This window comes from Delftia sp. WY8, from assembly GCF_018437695.1.
Taxonomy (GTDB): domain Bacteria; phylum Pseudomonadota; class Gammaproteobacteria; order Burkholderiales; family Burkholderiaceae_C; genus Comamonas; species Comamonas tsuruhatensis.
This window is the reverse complement of record NZ_CP049795.1, coordinates 1,304,050-1,330,483: the sequence shown is the minus strand read 5'-3', so window position 1 is coordinate 1,330,483 and position 26,434 is coordinate 1,304,050. Positions and strand designations below refer to the sequence as shown.

Below are 26,434 nucleotides of genomic sequence, written 5' to 3'. Positions count from 1 at the left end.
CTGCACGTTTCGTGTAGCCCGTCAGCGTATGACCACAGCGGCTTCCTTCCTGCGGTGGTCCAGTGTCGTTGGAAACGGAGTTTTCGGCCCTCTCGAGGGTAAGCGATAGCAGTTTGCAGGGGCTCTCTTGACCTGAGCATACGTGAAACCTGTGTACCTCTATCAGATAAAGCTTTGCATTCTTTGTTGATAGCTTATAACTATCGTTTTCATGATGCATAGCTACGGAGGGAGCGGGAATGTCACAGACTGAGAAAATTTCGGGCCCGGTGGGCCGTTCGGCAATGAACCATCCCAAGGACGTGGTGGTTGTTCAGAAATTGCTCAATGGGCACTTTGAACGTGATCCTTGCCGCAGACAGTTGCGGGTAGATGGAAGATGGTCCCAGGAACTGGAGCGTGCTATCGAGGCGTTTCAGCTATTGACCGGTGATCAGGTGATGATCAAGGGGCGTATAGCACCAGCGACACGTATGTTCGAGCTCCTGAAGCAGCCGCCTGCGATTTTTGGCTACGAGAGAAGAATGGCGCAACGCATGCGCGTAGAGCCTGTGCAGCAAGCATCAACGATTGAGGTGCTGATCTTTGATGGACGTTTGATCAGCACAGGATCGCAGTGGGGGCACGCGGCGATTGATTTGGATGGCAAGGTCTATAGCCAGTCGCACAGCCGCTACGCCGTTCTTGAAAGATCTGGCTATTTGAGTTCCAACTTGGAGTACCGGGATGTTGTGGGGCTGACTTTGCGAGTTTCATTGGCGGAAAAGGCAAAAATCAAGTCTGAACTTGACAGCCGTGTCGCCGCCCAGAAGCCATACAGTCTTACAGACAACAGCTGCTCTACCAATGTGGCTGAAGTGCTTGAGATCGCTGGGATTCTTGCCCATGACCCACGGTTCCAGATGGTTCCGTCTTCATCGCGTATGGTCTCTCCCAAAGAGCTTCTGATCGCCATCTCTCGATCCGACAGAGTTCTGAAGCGCGACAACTACAAGAAAGGCAGTTGATGAGAACCGTATTGCGAAGGGGCGCGATCATGGCGTTGCTGGCAACTCTGGGATGCAGCCAGTCGCCGAGTGGGCGGTGGGAAGCGACGCAAAGCGTCGATGTTCTGCTGAAAAAAGGCGATCCACAGACGGTGGCATTTGTCCTCAACGCAGGGGACGTTTGCGCATTCGGCCAGCAGTGGAGCTTTGAAAAGGAGCTGCGCTACAAGGAAGTGATCTGCCCCCAGGGCAAGGGCTGGATCACTTCCGACACGCCATTCAAAAAGCTGGGCGGTTGAGTTGGCAATGGGGCGAGTGCTCGCAGCGCCCCTCAGAAGCTATGCATCAACCCCGCAGTCACCCCCGTAGCCACATCCTTGTTCTGCCCGCCCTGAAACCCTCCGCTCCAATGCGTGCGGTCCAGTTCCGCATACAGCTTGCTGCGGCGTGACAGCTTGTATTCCGCAAACAGCAGGGCGCGGGTGTAGCCTTCTGCGGCGCGGCCGCTGCGTTCGCGTTCCACGCGGTACAGGGCGGCGGTCAGGTCCAGCGTGCTGCGGGCAGACCAGGTGGCGCCCAGCGAGTGCACGCGCTGCACGGTGCGGGCGGTGGTGGCGTTGGTCTGGCCGTCGCTGCGCGCGGTGTTCAGCGCAAGGCGCAGGTTGTCCCATTTGTAGGTTGCGCCCAGGGTGGCGGCTTTCAGCTCCCACTGGTCTGCGGTCTTGAAGCGCTGGTAGGCGCCGGAGACGGTCCATGTCTTCGTGCCATAGGCCAGGCCCGCGCCGGCCGATGAGCGGGCGGAGCCGCCTTGCGCCGTCTCGCCAAAGCTGTACATGGCGCGGGCGGTGAGGCCGCCGAAGCGGCCGGTGTACTTGACCGAGTTGTCCAGCCGGTACGAGCCCGTGGTGGCGCCCGCGCTGCCGTATTCCACGCCCAGGCCGTGGCTGCTGAGCGCGGCGGTGGCGATGTTGGGGTTGAAGGCGGCAAACCGCATGCCCACGGGGTCCACGGGGCTGATGGCCTCTGCCAGCAGGTTGGTCTGGCGGCCGGCCGTGACCTGGCCCCAGTTGCCGCCCAGGCCCACGATGGCCGCGCGGTCGAAGAATTTGCTGGAGTTGGCGGTGGTGCCGGTGTCCAGGTTCAGGCCGGTTTCCAGGTTGAACAGGGCGTACATGCCGCCGCCCAGGTCTTCGCGGCCCCGAAACCCGAAGCGGCTGGTGGTGTTGACGCCGCTGGACAGCGCGGCGCCCGATGTGTTGCTGGCCGCGTTGGCAGCGGTGAGGCCGCTGGTGTAGCGCACGCCGGTATCGGCAATGCCGTAGAGCGTGATGCTGGATTGCGCAAGGGCCGACAGCGGTGCGGCGGCGAGGGTGATCAGCACCAGGGTTTTGGTGTTCATGGGTGTGGCGAGGGTGATAGGGCTGGGCAGCGGCATGCCGCAGCAGTGCCGTTGCAGCGCCGCTGAATGGAGGTCGAACCGGGGAGGGGTGAAGGCCCCCTGTGTGTTGAGGGCCTGAGTGCCTTGCGGGCCTAGAGGGCCTTGAGGGCTCGGGGGCCTGCCGTCAGGGCTTGGCCGCCGGCTCCATGCCGGTGCTGCGCACGATGGGCGCGGCGGCGGGGGCTGCCAGGAAGCGGATCAGGTGTCGCGCCGTGTCAGGGCTCTTGGCGCCGGTGGCCACGCCTGCGGAGAAGAAGACGCGCTGCTGCACTTCATCGGGCAGGGGGCCGACGAATTCCAGTTCCTTGAACGGCAGCAGTTCGCTGACCTGCTGGAAGCCGATGTCCGCATCGCCACGCAGCACCACGGCGCCCACGCGCTCGCTGAGGATGCGGGTGGCCTTGCCCTTCATCTGCTCGGCCACGCCCAGGCGCGGGAACAGTTCGTTGGCCAGATAGGTGCCGCTGGCGCTGGCCGAGTAGGCAATGGTCTTGGCATCCAGCAGGGTCTGCTTGAGCGCGTCCACGGTGCTGATGTCGGGCTTGGGCGTGCCCTTGCGCACGCTCATTCCGATCATGGAGCGCGCCAGGTCCACGCGGCTGCCCGCTTCCACCTTGCCTTGCGCTGCCAGGTTGTCCAGGGCCGAGTCGGCGAGGATGACCACGTCGAACTGCTCGCCCCGCGCCAGCCGGCTGGGAATGGAGTCCTGCGCATTGCCCATGGAGGCGCCGCGCGAGGTGACGACCTTGTGGCCCGTGGCCTGCTCGTACAGGGGTATCAGCTGGTCGTAGGCGGCAGAGAAGCCGCCCGAGGTGACCACGCGGATTTCATCTGCGGCGGCGGTGGAGGGCGCGGCAGCGCCCAGGGCCAGGCCCAGGCTGAGGGCGCCGCCCAGCAGCGCGCCCAGGGTGCGGCGGCGCAGGGTGGATGGCACGGGGGACTGCAGGGGGGTGGAACGGATGGCGGTCATGGTTTGTCTCCTGGTTTTTTATGGTTGGGGAACGGCTAACGGCTGCCGAGGGAATCAATCGGCGGTGATTTTTCGCTCGCGGATGATGCGGCCCCACTTGGCGTGCTCGGCGCCAATGAACTGGCCCAGTTCCTCGCGGGTGCCCGGGGCGGCGGTCTGGCCGTGCTTGAGCAGGTTGTCGCGCACTTCGGGGGTGTTCAGCACCTTGACCAGCTCGGTGTTCCAGCGGTCCAGCAAGGGCTTGGGCGTCTTGGCGGATGCCACGAAGGCGTACCAGTTGGTGGCGTTGAAGCCGGGGAAGCTCTCGGCCACGGTGGGCACGTTGGGCAGGTAGGCCGGGCGCGTGAGGCCCGTGGTGGCCAGCGGGATCAGCTTGCCGGATTCGATGTGGGGCAGGGCCGTGGGCGGGGCTGCGTAGAAGGAGGTCACGCGGTTGCCCAGCACGTCCTGCAGCGCGGGCGCGCCGCCCTTGTAGGGCACGTGCAGGGTGTCGATCTTGGCGACATCGTTGAGCAGTTCACCGGCCAGGTGCGATGCGGAGCCGGGGCCGGTGGAGGCGAAGTCCAGCTTGCCGGGTTCGCGCCTGGCCTTGGCCACGTATTCGCCCAGGGTCTTGATGCCGGTGGCGGCAGGCACGACGAGCACGTTGGGAAAGTTCACGCCCATGGTGATGGGGGCCAGGTCCTTGAGCGGGTCGTAGCCGATCTTCATGAAGTGCGGCGCGATGGCCAGCGGGCCGATGGAGCCGAAGAGCAGCACCGAGCCATCGGACGGGCCATTGGCCACCTGCGTGTGGGCCAGGTTGCCGCCTGCGCCGGGCTTGTTTTCCACGACCACGCTCTGGCCGATGTTCTCGCCCAGCTTCTTGGCGATGATGCGCGCGGCAATGTCGGCCGAGCCGCCTGCGGCGAAGCCGACCACCATGACCACGGGTTTCTTGGGGGGGAAGTCCTGGGCCTGGGCAGCGCCCACGGCCAGGGAAAGAAGGGCTGCCAGGGCGCCGCCCGCGATCAGTCTGCGTTGGTGCATGTCGTCTCCGTTTGTTGGTCTTGCCTGCCCGCAGGGGGCAGCGTTATCAAGGGCGCCATCCTATGCAGGGGCTGCTATTCTGTGAATTGCAACTTTTGGAGGGACTGTTGCATGCAGCGCATCAAATTCGACATGGGGGAGCTGATCGCCTTCGTGACCACGGCCGAGAAGGCCAGTTTTCGCCTGGCCGCAGAAGCGCTTTTCCTGTCGCCGCCTGCCTTGAGCCGGCGCGTGGAGCGCCTGGAGTCGGTGCTGGGCGTGCGGCTGCTGGAGCGCACCACGCGGCAAGTGAAGCTGACCGAGGTAGGCCATGAATTCCTGCAGGAGGCGCGCCGGGCCCTGGCCGGCCTGGACGAGGCCGTGCAGCGCGTGGATGACCAGGTCAAGCTGCGCCGTGGCCGGGTGACGGTTGCCTGCGTGCCTTCGGTGGCCACCAATCTGCTGCCCCCGGTACTGAAATCCTTTGCCGTGGAGCAGCCCGATGTGCAGGTGCACGTCATCGACGAGAGCGCGCACCAGGTGGTGGAGGCCGTGCTGCGCGGGGAGGCGGATTTCGGCCTGAGCTTCACGGGCAGCCAGGAGCCATCGCTGCGCTTTGAGGCGCTCACGCGCGAGCGCTATGTGCTGGCCATGCCGCGCAGCCATGCCTGGGCCGGGCGCAGTCAGGTGGAATGGGCCGAGCTGGCGGGCAAGCGCCTGGTGTCCGTCTCCCACCAAAGCGGCAACCGCCTGCTGCTGGACCAGGTCATGGCCGGCCTGCCAGAGCAGCCCGTGGCCTGGCACGAATGCAACCACGTCACGGGCGCCCTGGCCCTGGTGGAAGCGGGCCTGGGCCTGGCCGCCGTGCCCCAGCTGGCCCTGCGCCAGGACCATGCCCAGGTCTGCGGCGTGCCGCTGACCGCGCCCGATGTGTGGCGCACGCTGGGCCTGCTGCAGCGGCGCGATCGCATGCTCGGGCCTGTGGCGCAGGCGTTGCGGGAGTGTCTGGTGCAGGCCCAGGAAGCGGGCCGCTGAGCGGGAATGCCGGTTCGGCAACGGCCCGCTTGTGCGCGATGCAGATGCCCGCCTCGCTTGTGACCCGGATGCTCCCCCGAACAGCACCGACGGGGCAGGTTTAAAGCTTTATATGAGTTTTAATCATGTAATTGTGAGATAAAACCATTTTACTTCATTGATTTGGCTCCATATCATCCGCTCCCATTGTTCGTTTGCATTTTGGGAAGCAGTCATGGCCATCACTTCACCTCGGACCGCATGGTCGCCACAACCGGCTCCCGCGTTGAACCCCGGCCATCTTGCGTGAGAGCAGCAATGACACGTCCACTTCGTCTGGTCGCCGTATCCGGCGGACTGCAGCGCCCCTCCAAGTCTGCCGCCCTGGCAGAGCATCTGTCTGATCTGATCGCCGACGAAGTTCCGTGCGAACAACGCCTGGTGGAACTGGGCCAGCTCGCGCCGCAGCTTGCCGGCGCGGTGTGGCGCTCGCAGTTGCCCGAGACGGTGGAGCGGGAGCTTGCGGCGGTGGAGCAGGCGGATGTGCTGGTGGTGGCCACACCGGTCTTTCGCGGCGCCTACACCGGACTGTTCAAGCACTTCTTCGACTTCGTCCACCAGGACGCCTTGATCGACAAACCCGTGCTGCTGGCGGCCACCGGTGGCAGCGAGCGCCATGCCCTGGTGATCGACCACCAGTTGCGGCCGCTGTTCAGCTTCTTACAGGCGCGCACCCTGCCACTGGGTGTCTACGCGACCGACAAGGATTTCGTGGACTACCGCCTGCACGACGAGGCACTGCTACAGCGGGCCGCGCTGGCGGTTCAGCGGGCATTGCCGCTGGTCGAGCTGAGGCAGCGCACCATGCCCCATCTGGCCGAATCAGCGGCTGTTGCCTGAAGAAAACAACGGTTTTCTCTCCACGCCCATGGGCCTCCTGAACTCATGAAGCTGCTGGCCGGCCAGGACGTGATGGTGGGCCAGGCGCAGGGGAACATCCCAGGAATTCATGGTTTGCCCTGTATCGGATTCAGGCAGCTGTCTTGGAAAAAGACACTGAATCTGTCCAATGGCCAGACACTTTCGGCCCTGGCACGGGCTGCCTGGCCCCGGGGGCACAAGGCCGTCCCCGTCTTGGTGCCGCCTGGGTGCCGTCTGGGCGTGCCTGGCACAAAGCATGCATGGTCCCCTTGCAAAACGGCAGGCCCAGCCAGGCCATCAAGCCGAAAACCCCAAAGGAGACAAACCATGCACCGCCGCCCCTTCCTCCATTGCGCCATCGCACTCGCCGCCATGGCCGCTGCAGCTCCTGCTGCACTGGCCCAGCAGGGCGAGATCCGCATTGCCCACGTCTACAGCAAGACCGGCGCGCTGGAGGCCTATGGCAAGCAGACCCAGGCCGGGCTGCTGATGGGGCTGGAGTACGCCACGGGCGGCAGCATGGCGGTGAATGGCAAAAAGCTGGTGGTGATCGAGAAGGACGACCAGGGCAAGCCCGACCTGGGCAAGAGCCTGCTGGCCACGGCGTATTCCGATGACAAGGCCGATCTGGCCGTGGGGCCCACGTCGTCCGGCGTGGCGCTGGCCATGCTGCCGGTGGCCGAGGAGTACAAGAAGATTTTGCTGGTGGAGCCGGCCGTGGCCGATTCGATCACGGGCGACAAGTGGAACAAGTACATCTTCCGCACGGGCCGCAACTCCAGCCAGGACGCCATCAGCAATGCGGTGGCCATCGACAGGGCGGGCGTGACGATTGCCACGCTGGCCCAGGACAACGCCTTCGGCCGCGACGGGGTGAAGGCCTTCAAGGACGCCATCAAGAAGGGCAAGCTGGCGCATGAGGAGTACCTGCCTGCCGCCACCACGGATTTCACGGCAGGGGCGCAGCGGCTGATCGACAAGCTCAAGGACCAGCCGGGCAGGAAGATCATCTGGATCGTCTGGGCCGGGGCGGGCAATCCGTTCAAGATCGCGGACCTGGACCTCAAGCGCTACGGCATCGAGATCGCCACGGGCGGCAACATCCTGCCCGCCATGGCGGCCTACAAGAATCTGCCGGGCATGGAGGGCGCCACGTACTACTACTACGGCATTCCCAAGAACCCGGTGAACGAGGCGCTGGTGTCCATGCACTACAAGCAGTACAAGACGCCGCCGGATTTCTTCACGGCCGGCGGCTTCTCTGCGGCCATGGCCATCGTGACGGCGCTCAAGAAGACAGGTGGAGACACCAAGACCAACGGTCTGATCAAGGCCATGGAGGGCATGAGCTTCGACACGCCCAAGGGCCAGATGACCTTCCGCAAGGAAGACCACCAGGCCCTGCAGAGCATGTACCACTTCAAGATCCGCGTGGACCCGGCGCTGGCCTGGGGCGTGCCGGAACTGGTGCGCGAGATCAAGCCCGAGGAGATGCAGGTTCCCATCCGCAACGGCCGCTGAGCAATGTTGCGCACAGAGGATCTGACCATCCGCTTCGGGGGCCATGTGGCCGTCAACGGCGTGAGCTGCGCTTTCGAGCCGGGCACGCTGACGGCCATCGTGGGCCCCAACGGGGCGGGCAAGACCACGTATTTCAACCTGATCTCGGGGCAGCTCAAGGCCTCGGCCGGGCGCGTGCTGCTGGGCGGGCGCGAGCTGACGGGGCTGGCCCCTTCGGCGCGCACGCGGGCCGGGCTGGGGCGGGCATTCCAGCTCACCAATCTGTTCCCGCACCTGAGCGTGCTGGAGAACGTGCGCCTGGCCGTGCAGGCGCGCGACGAGGGGCCGCACCGGCGCGGCCTGAACCTGTGGAGCATCTGGAGCGACCACCGCGCGCTCACGCAGCGGGCGCTGCACATCCTCGACCAGGTGGCCCTGTCCGCCCGGCGCGACGAGGCCGTGGCCGCGCTGCCGCATGGCGACCAGCGCAAGCTGGAGGTGGCCTTGCTGATGGCGCTGGAACCCCAGGTCTATATGTTCGACGAGCCCACGGCGGGCATGAGCCATGACGAGGCGCCGGTGATCCTGGACCTGATACGCAAGCTCAAGCAGGACCGCAGCAAGATCATCCTGCTGGTGGAGCACAAGATGGATGTGGTGCGCGAGCTGGCCGACCGCATCATCGTGCTGACCAATGGCACGCTGGTGGCCGATGGGCCGCCGGCCGAGGTCATTGCCTCGCCTGTGGTGCAGCAGGCCTACCTGGGTGTGGTGCCGGAGCAGGGCGCCGTGAAGGAGGCCGCATGAGCGCTGCCGCCAACCTCAACCCAAACCCCAACCTGCTCGAACTGTCGGGCGTGCACACGCATATCGGGGCCTATCACATCCTGCATGGCGTGGACCTGGCCGTGCCGCGCGGGCAGCTGACCATGCTGCTGGGGCGCAACGGCGCGGGCAAGACGACCACGCTGCGCACCATCATGGGCCTGTGGCGGGCCAGCCAGGGGCGCATCGCCTTTGGCGGGGCCGACATCACGGCCCTGCCCACGCCGGCGATTGCGCGGCTGAACATTGCCTATGTGCCCGAGAACATGGGCATCTTCGCGGACCTGACGGTGCAGGAAAACCTGCTGCTGGCCGCGCGCGGCGCCTCGCGCGCCGACCGCATGGACGCGCAGCGGCTGCAGTGGATCTTCGGCATGTTCCCGGCCGTGGAGAAGTTCTGGAACCACCCGGCCGGCAAGCTGTCGGGCGGGCAAAAGCAGATGGTGGCGGTGGCGCGCGCCATCGTGGAGCCGCGCGACCTGCTGATCGTGGACGAGCCCAGCAAGGGCCTGGCACCGGCCATCATCGAGAACATGATCGCGGCCTTCGCCCAGCTCAAGGCGGGCGGCACGACGATTGTGCTGGTGGAGCAGAACCTGGGCTTTGCGCGCCGCCTGGGCGACCGCGTGGCGGTGATGGACAACGGCCGCGTGGTGCACGCGGGCGGCATGGCCGAGTTCTCGGCAGACGCGGCGTTGCAGCAGTCGCTGCTGGGGCTTTCGCTATGAACAAGCTGAACAGGCTGGATGTGGATTTCAAGCCGCTGCTGCTGGTGCCCGTGCTGGCCCTGGTGGCGCTGCCGCTGGTGGGCTCGGCCTCGACCTGGCTGACGCTGACGGTGGCGGGGCTGGCCATGGGGATGATCGTGTTCATCATCGCCTCGGGGCTGACGCTGGTGTTCGGGCTGATGGACGTGCTGAACTTCGGCCACGGCGTGTTCATCGCGCTGGGTGCCTTCGTGGCCACCAGCGTGCTGGGTGCCATGGGCGACTGGACGGGGTCCGAGCAGCTGTGGCGCAACCTGCTGGCCGTGCTGCCGGCGATGGTGGTGGCCATGCTGGTGGCGGGCGCCATCGGGCTGGCGTTCGAGCGCTTCATCGTGCGGCCCGTGTACGGCCAGCATCTCAAGCAGATCCTGATCACCATGGGCGGCATGATCATCGGCGAGGAACTGATCAAGCTCATCTGGGGCCCGCAGCAGATTCCGCTGCCGCTGCCCCAGGGCATGAAGGGCGCCTGGCTGCTGGGCGATGCCGCCGTGGAGAAGTACCGCGTGGTGGCCGTGCTGGTGGGGCTGGCGGTGTTTGCCCTGCTGGCCTGGACGCTGTCGCGCACCAAGATCGGCCTGCTGATCCGCGCGGGCGTGCAGGACCGCGAGATGGTGGAGGCCCTGGGCTACCGCGTGCGCCGCCTGTTCGTGGGCGTGTTCGTGGCGGGCTCGGCCCTGGCCGGGCTGGGCGGGGTGATGTGGGGCATGTACCAGCAGAGCGTGGTGCCGCAGATGGGGGCGCAGGTCAATGTGCTGATCTTCATCGTGATCATCATCGGCGGGCTGGGCAGCACGGGCGGGGCGCTGATCGGCGCGCTGCTGGTGGGGCTGATGGCCAACTACACGGGGTTCCTGGTGCCCAAGGTGGCGCTGTTCTCCAACATCGCGCTGATGGTGGCCATCCTGCTGTGGCGGCCTCAGGGCGTCTATCCCGTGGCGAACCGCTGAAGGAGTGATCGACATGCTCAACCGATTGCTTTCCGGCGACCTGCCGCGCAGCCGCGTGCTGGCGGTGCTGCTGCTGTTGATCTTCCTGGGGCTGGCGGCGGCGCCGTTCGTGTTCCCTGGCGTGAAGGCGCTGAACGTGGCGGCCAAGGTGCTGATCTTCGTGGTGCTGGTGGCCAGCTTCGATCTGCTGCTGGGCTATACCGGCATCGTGAGCTTTGCGCACACCATGTTCTTCGGCATTGGCGCCTATGGGGTGGCGATAGCGTCCTCGCGCATGGGTGCGGGCTGGGGCGCTCTGGCGCTGGGCCTGGGCGCGGCGCTGCTGGTGTCGCTGCTGCTGTCGCTGGCCATCGGCCTGTTCTCGCTGCGGGTGCGGGCCATCTTCTTTGCCATGATCACGCTGGCCGTGGCGGCGGCGTTCCAGACGCTTGCCTCGCAGCTGTCGGAATGGACGGGCGGGGAGGACGGGCTGAGCTTCAAGCTGCCCGAGTGGCTGTCGCCCAGCTTCGAGCCCTTCGAGAACGAGGTGCTGGGCGTGCTGATCGACGGGCGCATCATCACCTACTACCTGCTGTTCGTGCTGGCCGTGGTGCTGGTGCTGGCGCTGCTGCGCATCGTCAATTCCCCGTTCGGCCGCGTGCTGCAGGCCATCCGCGAGAACGAGTTCCGTGCCGAGGCCATCGGCTACCGGGTGGTGGTGTACCGCACCCTGTCCAGCGTGCTGTCGGCCCTGTTCGCCTGTGTGGCCGGTGCCATGCTGGCGCTGTGGCTGCGCTATAACGGGCCAGATACCTCGCTGTCGTTCGAGATCATGATGGACTGCCTGCTGATCGTGGTGATCGGCGGCATGGGCACCATCTATGGCGCGGCGATCGGCTCGGTGCTGTTCCTCATCGCCCAGAGCTATCTGCAGGACCTGCTGCGCGTGGCCAGCGAGGCCGCGCACAGCCTGCCCTGGCTGGCCGCGCTGCTGTCGCCCGACCGTTGGCTGCTGTGGCTGGGCGTGCTGTTCGTGTTGTCGGTCTACTATTTCCCCACGGGCGTCGTGGGGCGTCTGCGTTCTTCCCGCGCCGGAGCCTGACCAGGGCCCCTGGCGCATTCGTGCATCAGAGAACTACCACAAGGAGATGGGCATGTTGAAGCGTGAAGAGATGGTGTCGTCGATTCCTGCAACCCCCTGGCGCTGGGCCTTCACGGCGTTGGCGGCGGCCGCGCTGGCGGCCTGCGGCAGCGGCGAGCGTGAGCCCAGCAACGACCTGCCCAAGGGCTTTACCGAGCTGGGCGCCACGGTGTATCCGGCCACGGCTACCGGCACGGGTGCCACGGCAGCCACGCAGGACTTGCTGACGGGCGGCCTGGGCAAGACGGGCCTGGGCGCCGCAGCCGCGCCCCTGTACGCGGACCCGGCCAATCCCACGGCGGCGGAGCTTCGGCGCAATGCGCTGTACTCCAACTACCGGGGCATCCTGGACCCCACGGCGGGCGGCGGCTACGGCACGCTGTACGGCCCCAACATCACGGCAGACGGGCAGGTGACTGCGGGCGAAGGGCTGATCCCCGGGCGCGAGTACCTGGCCGTGCTGGACGACGGCACGGGCCGCAAGCAGACCATGGTGGCCGTGCAGGTGCCGGACAGCTTTGACCGCAACCGGCCCTGCATCGTGCTGGGCCCGTCCTCGGGCTCGCGCGGCGTGTATGGCGCCATCGGCACGGCGGGCGAGTGGGGCCTGAAAAAGGGCTGCGCCGTGGCGCTGACCGACGCGGGCAAGGGCGTGGGCCTGCACAACCTGAGCGACGACACCGTCAACAAGCTGGACGGCACGCGCGCCGCGCGCACGGATGCCGGCAGCCTGTCCTTCTTTGCCGCACGGCTGACCGATGCGGCGCGCGCCGCCTACAACGCGGCGTTTCCCAACCGCATTGCCATCAAGCACGCGCATTCCCAGCAGAACCCTGAAAAGGACTGGGGCAACGACACGCTGGCCGCGGCCCGCTATGCGCTGTATGTGCTCAATGCGCGCTACGGCACCACGCAGGACCCCGTGCCCTTCGGCAAGGACAACACGCTGGTGCTGGCGGGCTCGGCTTCCAACGGCGGCGCGGCCGTGCTGCGCGCGGCCGAGCTGGATACGGACGGCCTGATCGACGGCGTGGTGGCCTCCGAACCCGTGACCGAGATGCCCACGCGCCAGGGCTACACCATTGCCGTGGGCAATGCGACCATGCCCAACCCGGGCCGCACGCTGGCCGAGTACACCACCTACGGCAACATCTACCAGCCCTGCGCGGCGCTGGCGCCCGATGCGGCGCTGACCGAGACATCCATCTTCAACTACATAGGCCTCACCGCCATGACGGCGCGTGCCGAGGCACGCTGCACCAGCCTGGCCGCCAAGGGCCTGGTCATCGGCGCCACCACGGCCGACCGCGCCGCCAATGCGCTGAGCAAGCTGCGCCTGTACGGCTGGACGCGCGACCACGACCGCATGCACAACGCCCACTACGCGCTGGGCAACGGCCCCATCCTGTCGGCCATGTACACCATGGCCTATGGCCGGTTTGGCGTGGATGCCAACCTGTGCCGCACCAGCTTTGCGGCCGCCAATGCCACGGGCGACGTGGTGCCCGCCACGGGGGCTGCGCTGGCCCAGAGCTTTGCCACGGCCAATGGCACGGCCAACGGCACGCCCGCCACGGTGGTCTACAACGACTCGGTGGGCGGGGCCAAGGCCTGGCAGTTTGCCGTGTCGCCCTCCACGCGCGTGGCCGACTTCGGGCTGGACAACGCGCTGTGCCAGCACGCGCTGGTGACGGGCTTCGATCCGGTGACCGGCTTCAACCTGTCCGAGAGCAGCGTGCCCACGCGCGCCCAGAGCGACGCCGTGCGCGCCGGCATCAACGAGGTGCTGCATACCGGCAGGCTGCGCGGCAAGCCCACCATCATCGTGGCGGGCCGCAGCGATGCGCTGGTGCCGGTCAACCACAATGCGCGCGCCTACACGGTGCTCAACCGTGGCCTGGATGGCTCCAGCACGCGGCTGCGCTATATCGAGGTGGTGAATGCCCAGCACTTCGATGCCTTCCTGCCGTTCTCGGGCTTTGACACACGCTTCGTGCCGCTGCATCCCTACTTCAACCAGGCCATGGATGCCGTGTGGGCCAACCTGCGCAGCAGCACCGCGCTGCCCGCCAGCCAGGTGGTGCGGACCACGCCGCGTGGCGGCCAGCCGGGCGCGGCGCCCGCCATCACGGCGGCCCAGGTGCCGCCCTTCGTGGCGCGGCCCAGCACGGCCAACACCATCGAGGTCAGCGACGGGCTGATCCGCATTCCTGAGTGAGCCAGGCCCCGGGGCGGCCGGCTGCCACGGCGGCCGGCCGCTCCTGCACAGAGATTTCTTCCATGGCTTCCACAGCATCACCCTCGTCCGCATCCCCTTTTGTTGCCGTGCCGGATTCCCGCTACGCGCACTGCTCGGGCTATGAGATCCACTACATGGACTGGCAGCCTGCGCCCGGCGCGGAGCCTGCAGGTACGGTCATCGCCTGGCACGGGCTGGCACGCACGGGGCGCGACATGGATGCGCTGGCGCAGTTCCTGGCGGGGCAGGGCTGGCGCGTGGTCTGCCCCGACACGCTGGGCCGGGGCCTGAGCCAGTGGAGCCGCGCGCCGCGCGAGGAATACCGGCTGGGCTTCTACGCCCGCATTGCGCGCGGGCTGTTCGATGCGCTGGGGCTGGAGCGCGCGCATTGGGTGGGCACGTCCATGGGCGGGGCCATCGGCACGGTCTGCGCCTCGGGCCTGTTCGAGCCTTCGCTGCGTGCACGCATTGCGACGCTGGTGCTCAACGACAATGCGCCGCAACTGGCCGAGTCAGCGCTGGCGCGCATCAGGTCCTATGCGGGCCAGCCCCCGGCCTTCGATACGGTGGGCGAGCTGGAGGCCTTCTTTCGCCAGGCCTACCGGCCCTATGGCTGGCTCGGCGAGGCCGAGTGGCGCAAGCTCACCGAAACCAGCGTGCGCCGCCTGCCCGATGGGCGCGTCACGCCGCACTACGACCCGGCCATGATCGAGCAGTTCACGGCCCATGACGACGACTACGGCATCTGGCCGCACTACGACGCGCTGGAGATCCCCGTGCTGCTGCTGCGGGGTGTGGACTCGGACCTGGTGCTGCCCGAGGTGGCCAGGGAAATGACCACGCGCGGCCCCGGCGCGCGCGGCCTGCTGCACTGGCAGGAGGTGCCCGGCTGCGGCCATGCGCCGGCGCTGAACGTGCCCGCGCACTGGCAATGGGTGCTGGAGCATCTGCAGCGCGGCTGAGCATCAACCCGGGCCGGGCGCGGATGTTGCTGCCGCGCTAGCATTTGCGACGGGTGCAGCCTCGCCTTCTTTTTCGGGTGCGGGCACCGTCTGGGCAAGAGAGGCCTGACATGGGTTTTCTGGTGGAGCTGATCCGTGAGTACGGCTTCGGCATCGTCTTTCTCAATGTGTTCGTCGAGCAATTGGGCGCGCCGATTCCGGCCTACCCGGTGCTGGTCGTGACCGGTGCGCTGGAAGGCGCCGACTGGGTGCGCCTGCTGTGGCTGGTGGCCGTGGCCGTGAGCGCGGCGCTGATTGCCGACCTGTTCTGGTACCAGGCCGGCAAGGCCTACGGCCACCGTGTGCTGGGACGCATCTGCCGCATCTCGCTGTCGCCCGATGCCTGCATCCGCCAGACCGAGACCGTCTATGGCCGCTGGGGCGCAAGGTCGCTGCTGGTGGCCAAGTTCGTGCCGGGCTTCGCCTCCATCGCCAGCGCGCTGGCCGGCGTGATGGGCACGCCGCTGCGCAGCTTCGTGCTGTATGACGGGCTGGGTGCGCTGATCTGGGTGGGCTCGGCCGTGTACCTGGGCTCGCTGTTCAGCTCCACGGTGGAAGACCTGCTGGGCGTGCTCACCGCGCTGGGCCAGTGGGGTCTGTTGCTGCTGGCCGTGGCGCTGGGGCTGTTCATCGTGCGCAAGTGGTGGCAGCGCCATCGCATGGTGCGGTCCCTGCGCATGCCGCGCATGTCGGTGCGCGAGCTGGCGGGCCTGCATGCCCAGGGCATGCAGCCCACGGTGATCGATGTGCGCGCCCTGCCGCAGTACCGCCAGGGCCATATCCCGGGTGCACAGTCCTGGGAGCTGCGCCCGCGCGATGGCGGCGAGTCGCATGCGCACCTGCTGCCCCAGCACGACCATCCCCACGGGGTGGTGGTCTATTGCGACTGTCCCAATGAAATCTCGGCCGCGCGGCTGGCGCGCCAGCTGCAGCGCGCGGGCTTCGCCAACGTGCGCCCGCTGGTGGGCGGCCTCAAGGCCTGGCAGGCGGCTGGCTTCGACGTGGAAACCGCGCCGCTGCCCGTGACGGCTGGCGCGGATGAGGGGCCGGCGCCCAGCGTCCCCTGACCTTGGCCTTGGTCTTGGTCTTGGTCTTGGTCTTGGTCTATTTGCCCGCCGGCATCGAGCAGTGCCCGCCTTGCGTGGCTTTGCCCGAGCCGGCCGCGATCAGCGGTGCCTCGAAGCGCAGGTCCACGGGGGGCGAGTGCAGGTGGTCCCAGGCGAGGAAGAGGACCAGCACGGCCCAGAAGACCGCGCGCAGGCTGTTCTGTTGTGTCATGGCGGGTCCTTTCAGAAGTTGAAGTGGCGGCGGATGCGCAGGCCGAAGATGGTGCCGGCAAAGGCCAGCGGCACCCAGATCCAGCCGTGGATGCTGCCCGTGGAGATGCCCGAGAGCATGGCGCCCACATTGCAGCCGAAGGCCAGGCGCGAGCTGTAGCCCAGCACCAGGCCGGCCACGAGGGCCACCATCCATTGCGTTCCCGTGAGCGGCTTGGCATTGACGGGCTTGGCGGCAGCCACCCACAGGGCGCCGCCCAGGATGCCGATGTTGGTGATGCTGGTCACGTCCAGCAGCACGGTCTCGTGCAGGCGCGCGGCGTTGCCGGGCTGGCTCCAGAACCAGTTGCCGGCCAGGTCCACGGCGCCTGTGGCGTTGGCGATCTTGGCGGCCCACAGGCCGAAGCCGTAGACCACGCCCCAGGGCTGGCCCGCAATGATGAGGTTGAGCGTGGCCAGCACGGCCAGCAGCACGGCGCCCACCACCCACTTGCGCACGAACAGCGGCTTGGCGGGGCGCTTGAGTGCCACGTTGGCGCCACGCACATACCAGGCCACGCCCAGCGCGACCACGGCCAGCGCAGCCAGCGTGGCCAGCAGGGCAGGGGCCCAGCCCCAGGCCGTGACCAGGCCCACGGGCTGGGTGTTGCCCAGGTCCAGCCACCAGCCCAGGTGCAGGCTGCCCAGGAAGCTGCCGATGGCAAACACGGGCAGGATGGCCGCATTCATGGGAATGCCCATGCCGGCCTTGTACAGCGTGCCGCTGCCGCAGCCGTCCGCGATCTGCATGCACAGGCCGAAGACGAAGGCACCCACCAGCAGGCTGATGCTGGGCGGGCCCAGGGCAGCCGTGAGTTCGGGATAGTGGCCCAGCAGCGGCATGGCCAGCGCAGCGGCCAGCGCCAGCAGCAGCAACTGGCCGAAGACGCCGCTGGCGTCCTTGTCCTCGATCAGCATGCGCCAGCCGGTGGTGAAGCCGAAGCGCTTGCCCGCCAGCACCGCGCCCAGGCCCAGGCCCACGGCGAACAGCGCGGCCTGGCGCACCGAGACGCTCCACAGCAGCCAGCCAAAGAAAACGGCCAGGATGGCCGCAAGAGGAAGTCGTTTCATATCATTTTTCTCCATGCAGTCGCCCTCCCCCGCGAAGCGGGTAGAGAGGCGCCGTGCCACGGGGGAAAGGCGCGCAAGCGCCTCAGGGAGTGTTTATTTGAACTTTTTTTCCCACCACTGCTTGGCGTCGTAGGCCAGGGATTCGGCGCGGCCGGGCTGGTTGGCCATGGGCGGCGCATCGGCCTGCTGCGTCCAGTCCACCATGGAGCCCGCATACAGCTTGACGCCCGGCAGGCCCGCGACTTCGGACAGGCCGAACCAGTCGGTGGCCGCCCAGTGGCCGGTGTTGCAGAAGGCCACCATGTCCTGGCCCTGCTCGCGCTTGACCTTGGCCGCGATCTGCTTGGCCGTGGCGGTATCGACAAAGGTGGAGGTGCCGGGCACGAACCACTGGTTGAAGTCCAGCTGCTGCGCGCCGGGCAGGGTGCCCGAGAGCTTGGCGGCCGGCGCGCGCGTCTTGCCCTGGTAGAAGGCGTCGGGGCGCGAGTCCACCAGGGCCGCATTGCTGAGCCTGACGTGCTGGCCCACATCCTCGCGCGTGGCGATCAGGCTGGTGTCCAGCTGGGGCTGGTAGCTGCTGCGGGCCACTTTGACGGCCTCGTTGTCCTGCGGGAGCTTTTGCTCGTTCCAGGCCTTCATGCCGCCGTTGAGCACGGACAGCTCCTTGAGGCCCAGCAGCTTGAGCGTCCAGTACACGCGCGCTGCGGCGCCGAAGTCGGTGGCGTCCGCGCCCGTGGAGACCACGATGGCGTGGGTGGCCGGCGTCAGCCCAAGGGACTGCACGAGTTCGGTGAGCTTGGGCAGCTCCGGCAGTTCACCGGGGTTGGTGGCGGGGCCGCGCCATTTGCCGTAGGGAGCGTTGAGCGCACCGGGAATGTGGCGCTCGCCATAGGCCTTGGGATCGCGGATGTCGATGATGCGCACGGCGTCCTGGCCGGCGGCGGCCTGCACGCCTGCGGGCGTGAGCAGGGGTTCGGCGGCGTGGGCCGTGCCCAGGGCAGTGCAGGCGAGGCCCAGCGCCAGCAGCGGGGCCGCCAGGCGCAGAGCAGGGGAAAAGGTCTTGGTCATGATGGCTGGGGCCGGCCATGGAAGACCGGCGGGACAAGCAACAGAGGTGCAATTGTCCCGCTTGCAGCATCTATATACAAAGACGCTTATGCATTCTGCTCATGAGGCAGGGTTATATGGCGCGGTGCACAGGATGCAGGACGGCCTCAGCGCTGTGCGCCCACGGCCTTGGCGCGCTCCAGGCTGGCGTCGAGGTCGGCCTGCGGCGCCTTCTGCGTGGGCCAGCCCTGCAGGTGCTGCTGGGCGATGCGGCTCAGCGCCGTGATCCAGGGCGCGCTGTCGTTGAGGCAGGCGATGTACTCGAACTGCTCACCGCCCGCATGCATGAAGGCCTCGCGCGCTTCCTGGCTGATTTCCTCCAGCGTTTCCAGGCAGTCGCTGGTGAAGCCGGGGCAGACCACGTCCACGCGCTTGGTGCCGCTGCGTGCCAGCTCGATCAGCGAGGGCTCGGTATAGGGCTCCAGCCATTTGGCCTTGCCAAAGCGCGACTGGAAGGTCACCAGGTATTGCGAGGGCGACAGGCCCAGGCGCTCGGCCAGCAGGCGTGCGGTCTTGCGCGATTCGCAGTGGTAGGGGTCGCCCAGGTGCAGCGTGCGCTCGGGCACGCCGTGAAAGCTCATGACCAGTTTCTCGCCACGGCCGTTGCCGCGCCAATGGGCCTCGATGCGCTGGGCCAGCGCGTCGATGTAGGAATCGTCGTCGTGGTAGCGGTTGACGAAGCGCAGCTCGGGGATGTGGCGCTGGGTGCGGCCCCAGTCGTAGACCGCGTCGAACACGCTGGCTGTGGTCGTGCCCGAGTACTGCGGGTACAGCGGCAGGATGAGGATGCGCGTGGCGCCTTCGGCCTTGAGGGCATCGAGCACGCTGGGGATGGACGGGTTGCCGTAGCGCATGGCATGGCGCACCAGCACGTTGTGCCCGGCCTCGCCCAGCCAGCCGCGCAGCAGCAGGGCCTGGCGCGCGCTCCAGTGCTGAAGGGGGGAGCCGTCCTTCTCATGCCAGACGGTGGCGTACTTGGCCGCCGACTTGGCCGGCCGCGTGCGCAGGATGATGCCGTGCAGGATGGGCAGCCAGGCAATCCTGGGGATCTCGACCACGCGGTCGTCGCCCAGGAATTGCGCCAGGTAGCGGCGCACGGCCGGGGCCGTGGGCGCGTCGGGCGTTCCAAGGTTGCACAGCAGCACGGCGGTCCGCTGGGGTTGGTCGTGGCGGAATGGGGGTTCTGGCGCAAAGCGGGATGGCATGGACCCGATTGTGGCAGGACGCGGCGGCCTGCCATGCGAGCCCGATGACCCGGCGGCAGCCTGCAGCGGCTGCCTTCGCTATGCTCGGACCATGTCCCAAGCCACCACCGCTCCCCTCGCCGAATCCTCATTTGCCCCTGCACTGACCGCCTTGCAGCAGTTGCGCCGCAGCGGCCGCATCCGCGCCATATCCATCGATCTGGATGACACGCTGTGGCCTGTGTGGCCGGCCATCTCGCGTGCCGAACAGGTGCTGCTGGACTGGCTGCACACCCATGCGCCGGCCACGGCCGCGGCGCTGCGCGACGTGGCCGCCGTGCGCGCCATCCGCGTGCAGATCGAGCGCGATCGTCCCGACCTGGCCCATGACCTGAGCGGCCTGCGCCGCGAGTCCATCCGCCTGGCGCTGCAGCGCAATGGCGACGACGGCGCGCTGGCCGAGCCGGCCTTCGATCTTTTCTTTGCCGAGCGCCAGCGCGTGGACCTGTACGAGGACGCGCTGCCCGCCCTGCAGTTCCTGGCCGCGCGCTGGCCCGTGGTGGCCTTGAGCAATGGCAACGCCAGCGTGCATGTGGTGGGCATCGGCGAGCATTTCCATGCCGCGCTGAGCGCCAGCAAGGCCGGCATGGCCAAGCCCGATGTGCGCTTTTTCCACGCGGCAGCGGCGGCGGCTGGCGTGGCGCCTGACGAGGTGCTGCACATTGGCGACGACGCGCGGCTCGATGCGCTGGGCGCCATGGATGCGGGTATGCACGCAGTCTGGCTCAACCGCACGGGCGTAGCATGGCCTCACGAGGGGTCCACGCCCCACGTCACGGTGGCCAGCCTTGCGCAGTTGTGCCAGGGGCTGGCTGACAGCTGACCCTGCCTGCCCGCGAAGCCGCGCCACGCCATGCCCATCAGCCACAGCACAGCTTTCCTCCACCCCCCCGTCCTCCCCGCCGTGCGCAGCATCGGCTGGAAACACCCCCTGAGCTGGCTGGCGCGTGGCGCGCGCGACATGGCCAGGGCACCCTGGCTGAGCCTGGCTCATGGCCTGGTGTTGACCTTGATCGGGTTTTTGATCTTGACGCTGGGGCACAATCGCTTTTGGCTGATGGCCGGGGCCCTGTCGGGGTTCCTGATCATCGGCCCTGTCGTGGCGACCAGCCTCTACGCCATCAGCCGCGCGCTGGAGCGCGGCGAGGCTGCCGATCTGTCCCTGGTGCGGCGTACCTGGACGCGCTGGCAAAACGGCCATGCGGCCAAGGCCGAGGGGCAGGGCGGCTACTGGTGCCTGGTGCAGTTCGGGCTGCTGCTGTCGCTGGCGGCCACGGGCTGGGTGCTGGTGTCGGCGTCGCTGATCACCGTGCTCTCGCCCGTGCGCATTGCCACTCCGGCGGATTTCGTGCAGCACGTGGTGCTGGCCCGCGACGGGCAGTTGTTTGCGATATGGCTGGCGCTGGGCAGTTTTCTGGCAGCGCCTATTTTTGCGTCCAGCGTGGTGGCCATGCCGCTGATGCTGGACAGGCGGGTGACGGTGCGCCAGGCCGTGCTGACCAGTTGGTTGGCCGTGCTGGCCAACCCTGTGCCTCTGGCACTGTGGGCCGCCCTCATTGTGTTGTTGACCCTGCTGGGCCTGGGCAGCTGGCTGCTGGGACTGGTGGCCGTGATGCCCCTGCTGGGGCACGCGAGCTGGCATGCGTACCGCGACCTGGTGGATGCGTCGACCTTTGCGGCGCGCTGAGCCGGGCGGGCCCGGACCGGCCGGGCCTGCAGGGGAGGATGTAGGACGGTGTTGTCGTGATATTCGGGTATACAGAAGAACAGATCGCCCATTTCTTCCTCACCTATGGCGTGGGGGCCTTCATCCTCTTCATGGTGTTCATCATCCTGCAGCTGGCACGCCAGTCCAAGGCAGGAAAGTTCGGCACCTTCGTGATTTTCCTGGGCCTGGGCGTGGGCTTTGTCGGCTACGTCGCCAAGATCGTCATCCAGTGGTGGATGGAGAGATGACGCCGCAGGCGTCATACCCATGAGCTGGACGGACTACTACCGCTTTACCGAGGGACGCAAGATATCTCCCTTGCTGGTGCAGGCGCTTGACGCGTTGGCGGGTGATACGGCAGATAAAGCGGCCATCGATCTGGGCTGTGGCGCGGGCCATGAGTGCCGCGTGCTGCTCCATACCGGCTGGCGCGTCCACGCCATCGACAGCGAACCTGCGGCCATCGAGGGCTTGCGCCCCCTGGCATCGCAGGCGTCCGGCGCTTTGACGCTGCAGGCTTGCCGTTTCGAGGATCTTTCCTCTTTGCCTGCAGCGCATCTGATCCACGCTGGACTGAGCCTGCCCTTTTGCCATCCTGAGTGCTTCGATGCGTTTTGGTCGCTGGTGCGTTCTGCGCTGCGTCCGGACGGTGTGTTCGCCGGTCATTTTTTTGGGCCGCGCGATGCCTGGGCCGATTCGCAGTCCATGAGCTTTCATTCGCGTGATCAGGTCTTGCGCCTTTTGGATGGCATGGAGCTGTTGGCCTTCAATGAGTTCGATGGCATGGCCCCCAGCATGCGGGGCCCCAAGCACTGGCATCGCTTTGATGTCGTGGCCCGCAGGCCGGTGTCGTCGTAGTGCGGCGTTACTCGGCCTTGGCCCCCGCAGCCTTGATCACTGGGTCCCAGCGCTTGATTTCTGCGACGGTGTGCTGGCGCAGGGCGTCGGGGGTGAGGCGGTCTGCGGGCGGGATGATGACGCTCATGTCCGTGAAGCGCTTGACCAGGGCGGGTTCGGCCAGGGCGGTGCGCAGCGATTTGTTGAGGCGCTCGATGACGGCTTGGGGCGTGCCTCGCGGGGCGTAGAGGCCGTGCCATACGGCAAGCTCGAAACCGGGCTGGCCTGCCTGCGCGAAGGTGGGCACATCGGGCAGGGAGGGCAGGCGTTCGCGCGTGGCGACGGCGTAGCCCTTGAGCATGCCCGCCTGTATGTGCGGGCCGGTGGCCACGGGCTGGTCGCAGATGACATCGACATTGCCTGCCACCAGGTCCTGCAGGGCCGGACCCGTGCCACGGTAGGGCACCAGGGTGGCCTCGGTGGAGGTGGTCTGCAGCAGCAGCATGGCGCACAGGTGGGAGGTGGCGCCTACGCCGGCATGCGAGAAGCGCACTTCGCCCGGCTTGGCCTTCATGTGGGCGATGAAGTCCGCCAGCGTGGCGGGCGCAAAGCCTTTGCTGCGCACCAGGATCATGGGCACGTCGCCGGCCAGCGCGATGGGTTCCAGGTCGCGCCTCACATCGAAAGCGAGCTTGCTGTAGAGCGCGGGCGCCGTGGCGATGCCCATGTTGTGCAGCAGCAGGGTGTGGCCGTCGGCCTGGGCGCGTGTGACGCGGCTGGTGCCGATGGTGCCACCGGCGCCGCCCAGGTTCTCGACGATGACCTGCTGGCCCAGGTCGCGCGTCATGGCCTCGGCCAGCACGCGGGCCAGCACGTCGGTGGAGCCTCCGGCCGCGTAGGGAACGACGATGGTGACGGGCTTGTTGGGGAAGGCCTGGGCGGCAAGGCTGGCCGCTGCCAGCGCGGCGGCGAGAAGGGTCTGGGCGAGGGGATTGTGGATGAGGGGGCGCATGGGTTTGTCTCCTGGAGGCGCGTGCAGGGGCCGCCGGCTCTGTGCGGCCGGTTGTCGGTGGCGTGTTTGGAGGCGTGAGGCAGGAAGGCAAGGGCCGCATGCGGCCCTTGCCGACGGCGAGACGGCGCAGGCTCAGGCCGGGGCCACGTACCTGTACAGCTCGGTGTGGTCGGCGGCGGGTCCCAGGGACCTGGAGGCGTCGGCCGCCATGGCGCTGACCTGTTCGGCCAGTGCCATGGGCGTGTGCATGGCCTGGCCCAGCGACAGGGCAATGCCCACGTCCTTGGCCTGCAGCGCCAGCGAGAAGCCCGAGTTGAAGGCGCCGTTCAGCATGAACTGGTGGGCCTTGTTTTCGGTGGTGTTGTTCTTGCCGGTGGAGGCGTTGATCACGTCCACGATGGTGGCCGGCGCAATGCCGAAGGCCGCTCCCGCATGGATGGCCTCGGCCGTGGCGATCAGGGCCGCTGCCGAGACATAGTTGTTCAGCGCCTTGAGCGCATGGCCTGCGCCCACGGGGCCGACATGGGTGATGGCCTGGCCCATGCGCTGCAGCAGCGGCAGGTGCTGGGCGAGCAGGTCCGCATCGCCACCGACCATGATGGACAGCGTGCCCGCAATCGCGCGCTTGACGCCGCCGGAGACCGGCGCATCCAGCAGCCCGATGCCGCGCTCGCCCAGCAGGCCGGCCAGCGCCCGCGTGCGGTTGGGGTCGGCCGAGCTCATGTCGATGATGCAGGCGCCGGGCGGCAGGTGCGGGGCCAGTTCGCCCACCACGGCATCGACGATGCGGGAGTCGGGCAGCATGGTGAAGACCACGCTGCAGCCGGCAAAGTCGGCCGCGCCGGATGCCACGGCCACACCCGCATGCTCCTGCGCGAATCGTGCGGTGGCAGCGGGCACGGCGTCCCGGATGACCAGGGTGTGCCCTGCGGCGTGCAGCAGGTGGGCCATGGGCTGGCCCATCATTCCGAGGCCGATGAATCCTATGGTGGTCATGCTGCGTGCCTCAGATGTCCATCTCTTTGAAGACTTCCGACGCCACGCGGAAGGAGTCGATGGCGGCCGGCACGCCGCAGTAGATGGCGGTCTGCAGGAAGACCTCCTTGATTTCGTCCTTGCTCAGGCCGTTGTTGATGGCGCCGCGCACATGCAGCTTGAGTTCATGCGGGCGGTTCAGCGCCGTGATCATGGCCAGGTTCAGGAAGGAGCGCGTCCTGCGGTCCAGGCCCGGGCGGTTCCAGACATCGCCCCAGCAGTACTGGGTGACCAGCTCCTGCATGTCGATATTGAAGTCCGTGGCGTTCTGGATGGACGCATCGACATACTCGGCGCCCAGCACCTCGCGGCGGGTGGACAGGCCCTGGTCGAAGAGGGCGGGGTTCTTGGGGGCGTAGGCTCGGGTCATGAAAACTCCTGATGGAAGGCGGTGAAGGTGTCTTTCGGTGGAATGGATTTAATCAGATTGTCAGACAATCCTACTTGATGAAAATCGGGATTGCCTGCCGGGCCAGGTGTGTGTATGACAATCCGTCAGTCCGTCCGGCCCCTGGATTGGCGGGTAGGATTCGTCCCATGAACCAGATGCTGCGTGTCCCCCGCGAAGAAACGTCGCTGCGCCAGCGCACGACGCAGACCCTGCGCACGGCCATCCTCGATGGCGTGTTTGCGCCGGGCCAGAAGCTGTCCGAGCGCGAACTGTGCGAGAGCCTTGATGTGAGCCGTTCGTGCCTGCGCGAGTCCCTGCAGCACCTGCAGGCCGAGGGGCTGATCACCATCGTTCCGCACCGGGGTCCCGAGGTCACGGACATCTCGGTGCAGGAAGTGCGCGATATCTACGAGGTGCGGGCCAGCCTGGAGGGCCTGGCCAGCCGGGGCTTTGCGCTGCATGCCTCGGCAGGCCAGCGCGCCGCGCTGCGCGCCAAGCTGGGCGAGCTGGCCGTGCCCGCCGTGGCCAGCGACAAGGTGGCCCTGCTGGCGATCAAGAACCAGTTCTACGACATCCTGATCGAGGGCTGCGGCAATCTGGTGGCCGGCCAGATGCTGCGGCAGTTGAACAACCGCGTGACGGTGCTGCGGCGCATCTCCATGTCCCAGCCCGGGCGCCTGCCGCAGACGCTGGCCGAGCTGGATGCCATCGTGACGGCAATAGAGCAGGGTGACGCGGACCAGGCTGCGCGCCTGAGCGCCGAGCATGTGCAAAAGGCCAGCCAGGGCGTGTTGCGCGCCATGGCCGAGAAGGCTGGCCCGGCCAGCTGATGCCGGGGCCTGCGCCTGTACCTGGGAGTGTCAGTCCGTGTGCGCTCAGTCCGGCTTGACCTGGGCGCGCTTGAGCACTTTCTGCCAGCGTGTCTGCTCGGAGGCAATGAACTGCGCGAACTGCTGGGGCGTGCTGCCGATGGGCTCGGCCGCATCGCCCTGCAGGCGCTTGAGCGCGTCCGGCGCCTTGACGGCCTTGGCGCACTCGGCGGCCAGCTTGTCCACGTGGGCTTTGGTCATGCTGGAGGGGGCGAGCATGCCGTACCACTGCGTCATCTCGAAGCCCGGGAAGCCCTGCTCGGCCACGGTGGGCACGTCGGGCAACTGGGGCAGGCGCTGGGTCGATCCCGTGGCGATGCAGCGCACCTTGCCCGCCTTGATGAAGGGCAGCAGGGCGGCGGCACCGACCGAGGCGGCGTCCAGCCGGCCCGACATCAGGTCCGTCATCATGGGCCCCGTGCCGCGATAGGGCACGTGCAGCATGAAGATCTCGGCCGTCATCTTCAGGTACTCGAAGGCCAGGTGCCCGGCGCTGCCATTGCCGGCCGAGCCGTAGCTGAGCTGGCCGGGCTTTTTCCTGGCATAGGCGATGAGTTCACGCAGGTTCTTGACCGGCACATCGGGGTGGACCACGTACAGGCTGGGCACCTTGGCCAGCAGGCTGACGGGCTGGAAGTCCTTGTTGGCGTCGTAGGGCAGCTTGTCGAAGATGTAGGGGTTGACGGCCAGGGTGCCGATGTGGCCCAGGATGACGGTGCTCTGGTCATCGGCGCGCGCCACTTCCTGCATGGCGATGTTGCCGGCCGCGCCGGGCTTGTTGTCCACGAAGACGTTCTGGCCCAGGGTCTTGGACAGCTCGGCGGCCGTGGAGCGCGCCACGATTTCCGAGCTGCCGCCCGGCGCAAAGGGCACGACAAAGCGGATGGGACGCGTGGGCCAGGCGTCCTGCGCCAGCGCGGCCGCAGGCAGCAGGCCAGACAGGGCCATGGCGCCCGTGCCGGCCAGCAGTTGGCGGCGGCTGAGCGGGGGCAGGTCTGCGTGGTGAAGAAAGTCGCGCGAAGGCATGTCTGGTCTCCTGGATATCGTTGTAGTGGATGGTCCGCAGCAGATGCGGCGCCAGCGATGGTGGCGCTGGCGGCTGTCA

Annotated in this window: 28 protein-coding genes; 17 read left to right on the top strand and 11 right to left on the bottom strand. The window is 67.3% G+C overall.

Annotation, left to right across the window (positions count from 1 at the left end; all coding sequences use genetic code 11):
• Positions 1 to 239: 239 nt before the first annotated feature.
• Together G4D77_RS06170 and G4D77_RS06165 are read left to right on the top strand one after the other, a co-directional pair.
• On the top strand, positions 240 to 1,007 hold the full coding sequence (locus tag G4D77_RS06170) for a hypothetical protein (protein WP_154834828.1): 768 nt from the start codon (positions 240 to 242) through the stop codon (positions 1,005 to 1,007).
• Between the two features lie 29 nt (positions 1,008 to 1,036).
• Positions 1,037 to 1,285, top strand: a complete 249-nt coding sequence (locus G4D77_RS06165; protein ID WP_154834827.1) for a hypothetical protein — start codon at positions 1,037 to 1,039, stop codon at positions 1,283 to 1,285.
• A 32-nt stretch (positions 1,286 to 1,317) separates the two neighbouring features.
• Here the strand turns inward: G4D77_RS06165 and G4D77_RS06160 are convergent, their stop codons facing one another.
• The 3 genes from G4D77_RS06160 to G4D77_RS06150 form a co-directional block, all read right to left on the bottom strand.
• Positions 1,318 to 2,385 (bottom strand): porin, encoded by a 1,068-nt coding sequence (locus G4D77_RS06160; RefSeq protein ID WP_481764313.1) that lies wholly within the window; start codon positions 2,383 to 2,385, stop codon positions 1,318 to 1,320.
• A 163-nt stretch (positions 2,386 to 2,548) separates the two neighbouring features.
• Positions 2,549 to 3,394 (bottom strand): substrate-binding domain-containing protein, encoded by an 846-nt coding sequence (locus G4D77_RS06155; protein WP_154834825.1) that lies wholly within the window; start codon positions 3,392 to 3,394, stop codon positions 2,549 to 2,551.
• A 54-nt stretch (positions 3,395 to 3,448) separates the two neighbouring features.
• Positions 3,449 to 4,423 (bottom strand): Bug family tripartite tricarboxylate transporter substrate binding protein, encoded by a 975-nt coding sequence (locus G4D77_RS06150; RefSeq protein ID WP_074923848.1) that lies wholly within the window; start codon positions 4,421 to 4,423, stop codon positions 3,449 to 3,451.
• Between the two features lie 111 nt (positions 4,424 to 4,534).
• Here G4D77_RS06150 and G4D77_RS06145 point away from each other — a divergent pair, with 111 nt between their 5' ends.
• The 10 genes from G4D77_RS06145 (at position 4,535) to G4D77_RS06100 (ending at position 15,806) form a co-directional block, all read left to right on the top strand.
• Complete coding sequence (locus G4D77_RS06145) at positions 4,535 to 5,437, top strand: LysR family transcriptional regulator (protein WP_016449615.1); 903 nt, start codon at positions 4,535 to 4,537, stop codon at positions 5,435 to 5,437.
• A 297-nt stretch (positions 5,438 to 5,734) separates the two neighbouring features.
• Positions 5,735 to 6,316, top strand: coding sequence for an FMN reductase (gene msuE, locus G4D77_RS06140; RefSeq protein WP_154834824.1), 582 nt, complete (start codon positions 5,735 to 5,737; stop codon positions 6,314 to 6,316).
• Between the two features lie 348 nt (positions 6,317 to 6,664).
• A complete protein-coding gene (locus G4D77_RS06135; protein WP_047474939.1) occupies positions 6,665 to 7,858 on the top strand; it encodes a substrate-binding domain-containing protein in 1,194 nt (397 codons plus the stop codon).
• A 3-nt stretch (positions 7,859 to 7,861) separates the two neighbouring features.
• The gene (locus G4D77_RS06130) at positions 7,862 to 8,644 is read left to right on the top strand and encodes an ABC transporter ATP-binding protein (protein WP_154834823.1); all 783 of its coding nucleotides are present in this window, start codon (positions 7,862 to 7,864) and stop codon (positions 8,642 to 8,644) included.
• Positions 8,641 to 9,390 carry a branched-chain amino acid ABC transporter ATP-binding protein gene (locus tag G4D77_RS06125; RefSeq protein ID WP_016454051.1) on the top strand — a complete coding sequence of 250 codons (750 nt, stop codon included), beginning with the start codon at positions 8,641 to 8,643 and terminating at the stop codon, positions 9,388 to 9,390. Before G4D77_RS06130 ends, G4D77_RS06125 begins: the two co-directional genes overlap by 4 nt.
• Positions 9,387 to 10,379 carry a branched-chain amino acid ABC transporter permease gene (locus tag G4D77_RS06120; RefSeq protein WP_034391650.1) on the top strand — a complete coding sequence of 331 codons (993 nt, stop codon included), beginning with the start codon at positions 9,387 to 9,389 and terminating at the stop codon, positions 10,377 to 10,379. Before G4D77_RS06125 ends, G4D77_RS06120 begins: the two co-directional genes overlap by 4 nt.
• A 13-nt stretch (positions 10,380 to 10,392) precedes the next feature.
• Positions 10,393 to 11,460: a branched-chain amino acid ABC transporter permease gene (locus G4D77_RS06115; protein WP_013803326.1), complete on the top strand. Its 1,068-nt coding sequence runs from the start codon at positions 10,393 to 10,395 to the stop codon at positions 11,458 to 11,460.
• Positions 11,461 to 11,512: 52 nt separating this feature from the next.
• Entirely contained in the window at positions 11,513 to 13,717 is a 2,205-nt protein-coding gene (locus tag G4D77_RS06110; RefSeq protein ID WP_154834822.1) for a 3-hydroxybutyrate oligomer hydrolase family protein, read from the top strand.
• Positions 13,718 to 13,779: 62 nt separating this feature from the next.
• Positions 13,780 to 14,700 (top strand): alpha/beta fold hydrolase, encoded by a 921-nt coding sequence (locus G4D77_RS06105; RefSeq protein ID WP_154834821.1) that lies wholly within the window; start codon positions 13,780 to 13,782, stop codon positions 14,698 to 14,700.
• A 110-nt stretch (positions 14,701 to 14,810) separates the two neighbouring features.
• Positions 14,811 to 15,806 (top strand): rhodanese-like domain-containing protein, encoded by a 996-nt coding sequence (locus G4D77_RS06100; protein ID WP_016449606.1) that lies wholly within the window; start codon positions 14,811 to 14,813, stop codon positions 15,804 to 15,806.
• 37 nt (positions 15,807 to 15,843) lie between these two features.
• Here G4D77_RS06100 and G4D77_RS06095 read toward each other — a convergent pair whose 3' ends face one another.
• The 4 genes from G4D77_RS06095 to hemH form a co-directional block, all read right to left on the bottom strand.
• Entirely contained in the window at positions 15,844 to 16,017 is a 174-nt protein-coding gene (locus G4D77_RS06095) for a hypothetical protein (RefSeq protein ID WP_016449605.1), read from the bottom strand.
• A gap of 11 nt (positions 16,018 to 16,028) precedes the next feature.
• Positions 16,029 to 17,126 (bottom strand): YeeE/YedE thiosulfate transporter family protein, encoded by a 1,098-nt coding sequence (locus tag G4D77_RS06090; protein ID WP_016454056.1) that lies wholly within the window; start codon positions 17,124 to 17,126, stop codon positions 16,029 to 16,031.
• A gap of 93 nt (positions 17,127 to 17,219) precedes the next feature.
• Complete coding sequence (locus tag G4D77_RS06085) at positions 17,220 to 18,194, bottom strand: sulfurtransferase (protein ID WP_017404609.1); 975 nt, start codon at positions 18,192 to 18,194, stop codon at positions 17,220 to 17,222.
• A gap of 146 nt (positions 18,195 to 18,340) precedes the next feature.
• Positions 18,341 to 19,438 (bottom strand): ferrochelatase, encoded by a 1,098-nt coding sequence (hemH, locus tag G4D77_RS06080; protein ID WP_154834820.1) that lies wholly within the window; start codon positions 19,436 to 19,438, stop codon positions 18,341 to 18,343.
• A gap of 91 nt (positions 19,439 to 19,529) precedes the next feature.
• On the opposite strand from hemH, the gene G4D77_RS06075 reads away from it, so the two are divergent.
• From G4D77_RS06075 to G4D77_RS06060, 4 genes are read left to right on the top strand one after another with little or no spacing between them, the layout of a single operon-like run.
• Entirely contained in the window at positions 19,530 to 20,300 is a 771-nt protein-coding gene (locus G4D77_RS06075) for an HAD family hydrolase (protein ID WP_016449602.1), read from the top strand.
• A 30-nt stretch (positions 20,301 to 20,330) separates the two neighbouring features.
• Positions 20,331 to 21,164 carry a DUF2189 domain-containing protein gene (locus G4D77_RS06070; protein WP_016449601.1) on the top strand — a complete coding sequence of 278 codons (834 nt, stop codon included), beginning with the start codon at positions 20,331 to 20,333 and terminating at the stop codon, positions 21,162 to 21,164.
• A gap of 56 nt (positions 21,165 to 21,220) precedes the next feature.
• The gene (locus G4D77_RS06065) at positions 21,221 to 21,433 is read left to right on the top strand and encodes a DUF2788 domain-containing protein (RefSeq protein ID WP_016449600.1); all 213 of its coding nucleotides are present in this window, start codon (positions 21,221 to 21,223) and stop codon (positions 21,431 to 21,433) included.
• 19 nt (positions 21,434 to 21,452) lie between these two features.
• The gene (locus G4D77_RS06060) at positions 21,453 to 22,043 is read left to right on the top strand and encodes a class I SAM-dependent methyltransferase (RefSeq protein ID WP_154834819.1); all 591 of its coding nucleotides are present in this window, start codon (positions 21,453 to 21,455) and stop codon (positions 22,041 to 22,043) included.
• Positions 22,044 to 22,050: 7 nt separating this feature from the next.
• On the opposite strand, the gene G4D77_RS06055 is transcribed toward G4D77_RS06060, so the two are convergent.
• The 3 genes from G4D77_RS06055 to pcaC form a co-directional block, all read right to left on the bottom strand.
• Positions 22,051 to 23,034 (bottom strand): tripartite tricarboxylate transporter substrate binding protein BugD, encoded by a 984-nt coding sequence (locus G4D77_RS06055; protein ID WP_154834818.1) that lies wholly within the window; start codon positions 23,032 to 23,034, stop codon positions 22,051 to 22,053.
• Between the two features lie 132 nt (positions 23,035 to 23,166).
• Entirely contained in the window at positions 23,167 to 24,030 is an 864-nt protein-coding gene (locus tag G4D77_RS06050; protein WP_154834817.1) for an NAD(P)-dependent oxidoreductase, read from the bottom strand.
• A 10-nt stretch (positions 24,031 to 24,040) separates the two neighbouring features.
• A complete protein-coding gene (gene pcaC / locus G4D77_RS06045) occupies positions 24,041 to 24,439 on the bottom strand; it encodes a 4-carboxymuconolactone decarboxylase (protein WP_016449596.1) in 399 nt (132 codons plus the stop codon).
• A gap of 167 nt (positions 24,440 to 24,606) precedes the next feature.
• Here pcaC and G4D77_RS06040 point away from each other — a divergent pair, with 167 nt between their 5' ends.
• Entirely contained in the window at positions 24,607 to 25,290 is a 684-nt protein-coding gene (locus G4D77_RS06040) for a GntR family transcriptional regulator (RefSeq protein ID WP_016449595.1), read from the top strand.
• A gap of 45 nt (positions 25,291 to 25,335) precedes the next feature.
• Here G4D77_RS06040 and G4D77_RS06035 read toward each other — a convergent pair whose 3' ends face one another.
• Entirely contained in the window at positions 25,336 to 26,355 is a 1,020-nt protein-coding gene (locus tag G4D77_RS06035) for a Bug family tripartite tricarboxylate transporter substrate binding protein (RefSeq protein WP_017404287.1), read from the bottom strand.
• Between the last annotated feature and the right edge of the window lie 79 nt (positions 26,356 to 26,434).

Bases quoted from the DNA above. Each gene is read 5' to 3' on its own strand.
- G4D77_RS06050 (WP_154834817.1), bottom strand. From the start codon at position 24,030: ATGACCACCATAGGATTCATCGGCCTCGGAATGATGGGCCAGCCCATG.
- G4D77_RS06105 (WP_154834821.1), top strand. From the start codon at position 13,780: ATGGCTTCCACAGCATCACCCTCGTCCGCATCCCCTTTTGTTGCCGTG.
- G4D77_RS06150 (WP_074923848.1), bottom strand. From the start codon at position 4,423: ATGCACCAACGCAGACTGATCGCGGGCGGCGCCCTGGCAGCCCTTCTT.
- G4D77_RS06075 (WP_016449602.1), top strand. From the start codon at position 19,530: ATGTCCCAAGCCACCACCGCTCCCCTCGCCGAATCCTCATTTGCCCCT.
- G4D77_RS06085 (WP_017404609.1), bottom strand. From the start codon at position 18,194: ATGACCAAGACCTTTTCCCCTGCTCTGCGCCTGGCGGCCCCGCTGCTG.
- G4D77_RS06145 (WP_016449615.1), top strand. From the start codon at position 4,535: ATGCAGCGCATCAAATTCGACATGGGGGAGCTGATCGCCTTCGTGACC.
- G4D77_RS06170 (WP_154834828.1), top strand. From the start codon at position 240: ATGTCACAGACTGAGAAAATTTCGGGCCCGGTGGGCCGTTCGGCAATG.
- G4D77_RS06035 (WP_017404287.1), bottom strand. From the start codon at position 26,355: ATGCCTTCGCGCGACTTTCTTCACCACGCAGACCTGCCCCCGCTCAGC.
- G4D77_RS06095 (WP_016449605.1), bottom strand. From the start codon at position 16,017: ATGACACAACAGAACAGCCTGCGCGCGGTCTTCTGGGCCGTGCTGGTC.
- G4D77_RS06160 (WP_481764313.1), bottom strand. From the start codon at position 2,385: ATGAACACCAAAACCCTGGTGCTGATCACCCTCGCCGCCGCACCGCTG.
- G4D77_RS06110 (WP_154834822.1), top strand. From the start codon at position 11,513: ATGTTGAAGCGTGAAGAGATGGTGTCGTCGATTCCTGCAACCCCCTGG.
- G4D77_RS06090 (WP_016454056.1), bottom strand. From the start codon at position 17,126: ATGAAACGACTTCCTCTTGCGGCCATCCTGGCCGTTTTCTTTGGCTGG.
- G4D77_RS06125 (WP_016454051.1), top strand. From the start codon at position 8,641: ATGAGCGCTGCCGCCAACCTCAACCCAAACCCCAACCTGCTCGAACTG.
- G4D77_RS06120 (WP_034391650.1), top strand. From the start codon at position 9,387: ATGAACAAGCTGAACAGGCTGGATGTGGATTTCAAGCCGCTGCTGCTG.
- G4D77_RS06115 (WP_013803326.1), top strand. From the start codon at position 10,393: ATGCTCAACCGATTGCTTTCCGGCGACCTGCCGCGCAGCCGCGTGCTG.
- G4D77_RS06135 (WP_047474939.1), top strand. From the start codon at position 6,665: ATGCACCGCCGCCCCTTCCTCCATTGCGCCATCGCACTCGCCGCCATG.
- G4D77_RS06040 (WP_016449595.1), top strand. From the start codon at position 24,607: ATGAACCAGATGCTGCGTGTCCCCCGCGAAGAAACGTCGCTGCGCCAG.
- G4D77_RS06055 (WP_154834818.1), bottom strand. From the start codon at position 23,034: ATGCGCCCCCTCATCCACAATCCCCTCGCCCAGACCCTTCTCGCCGCC.
- G4D77_RS06155 (WP_154834825.1), bottom strand. From the start codon at position 3,394: ATGACCGCCATCCGTTCCACCCCCCTGCAGTCCCCCGTGCCATCCACC.
- G4D77_RS06070 (WP_016449601.1), top strand. From the start codon at position 20,331: ATGCCCATCAGCCACAGCACAGCTTTCCTCCACCCCCCCGTCCTCCCC.
- G4D77_RS06060 (WP_154834819.1), top strand. From the start codon at position 21,453: ATGAGCTGGACGGACTACTACCGCTTTACCGAGGGACGCAAGATATCT.
- G4D77_RS06100 (WP_016449606.1), top strand. From the start codon at position 14,811: ATGGGTTTTCTGGTGGAGCTGATCCGTGAGTACGGCTTCGGCATCGTC.
- G4D77_RS06165 (WP_154834827.1), top strand. From the start codon at position 1,037: ATGGCGTTGCTGGCAACTCTGGGATGCAGCCAGTCGCCGAGTGGGCGG.
- G4D77_RS06130 (WP_154834823.1), top strand. From the start codon at position 7,862: ATGTTGCGCACAGAGGATCTGACCATCCGCTTCGGGGGCCATGTGGCC.
- hemH (WP_154834820.1), bottom strand. From the start codon at position 19,438: ATGCCATCCCGCTTTGCGCCAGAACCCCCATTCCGCCACGACCAACCC.
- pcaC (WP_016449596.1), bottom strand. From the start codon at position 24,439: ATGACCCGAGCCTACGCCCCCAAGAACCCCGCCCTCTTCGACCAGGGC.
- msuE (WP_154834824.1), top strand. From the start codon at position 5,735: ATGACACGTCCACTTCGTCTGGTCGCCGTATCCGGCGGACTGCAGCGC.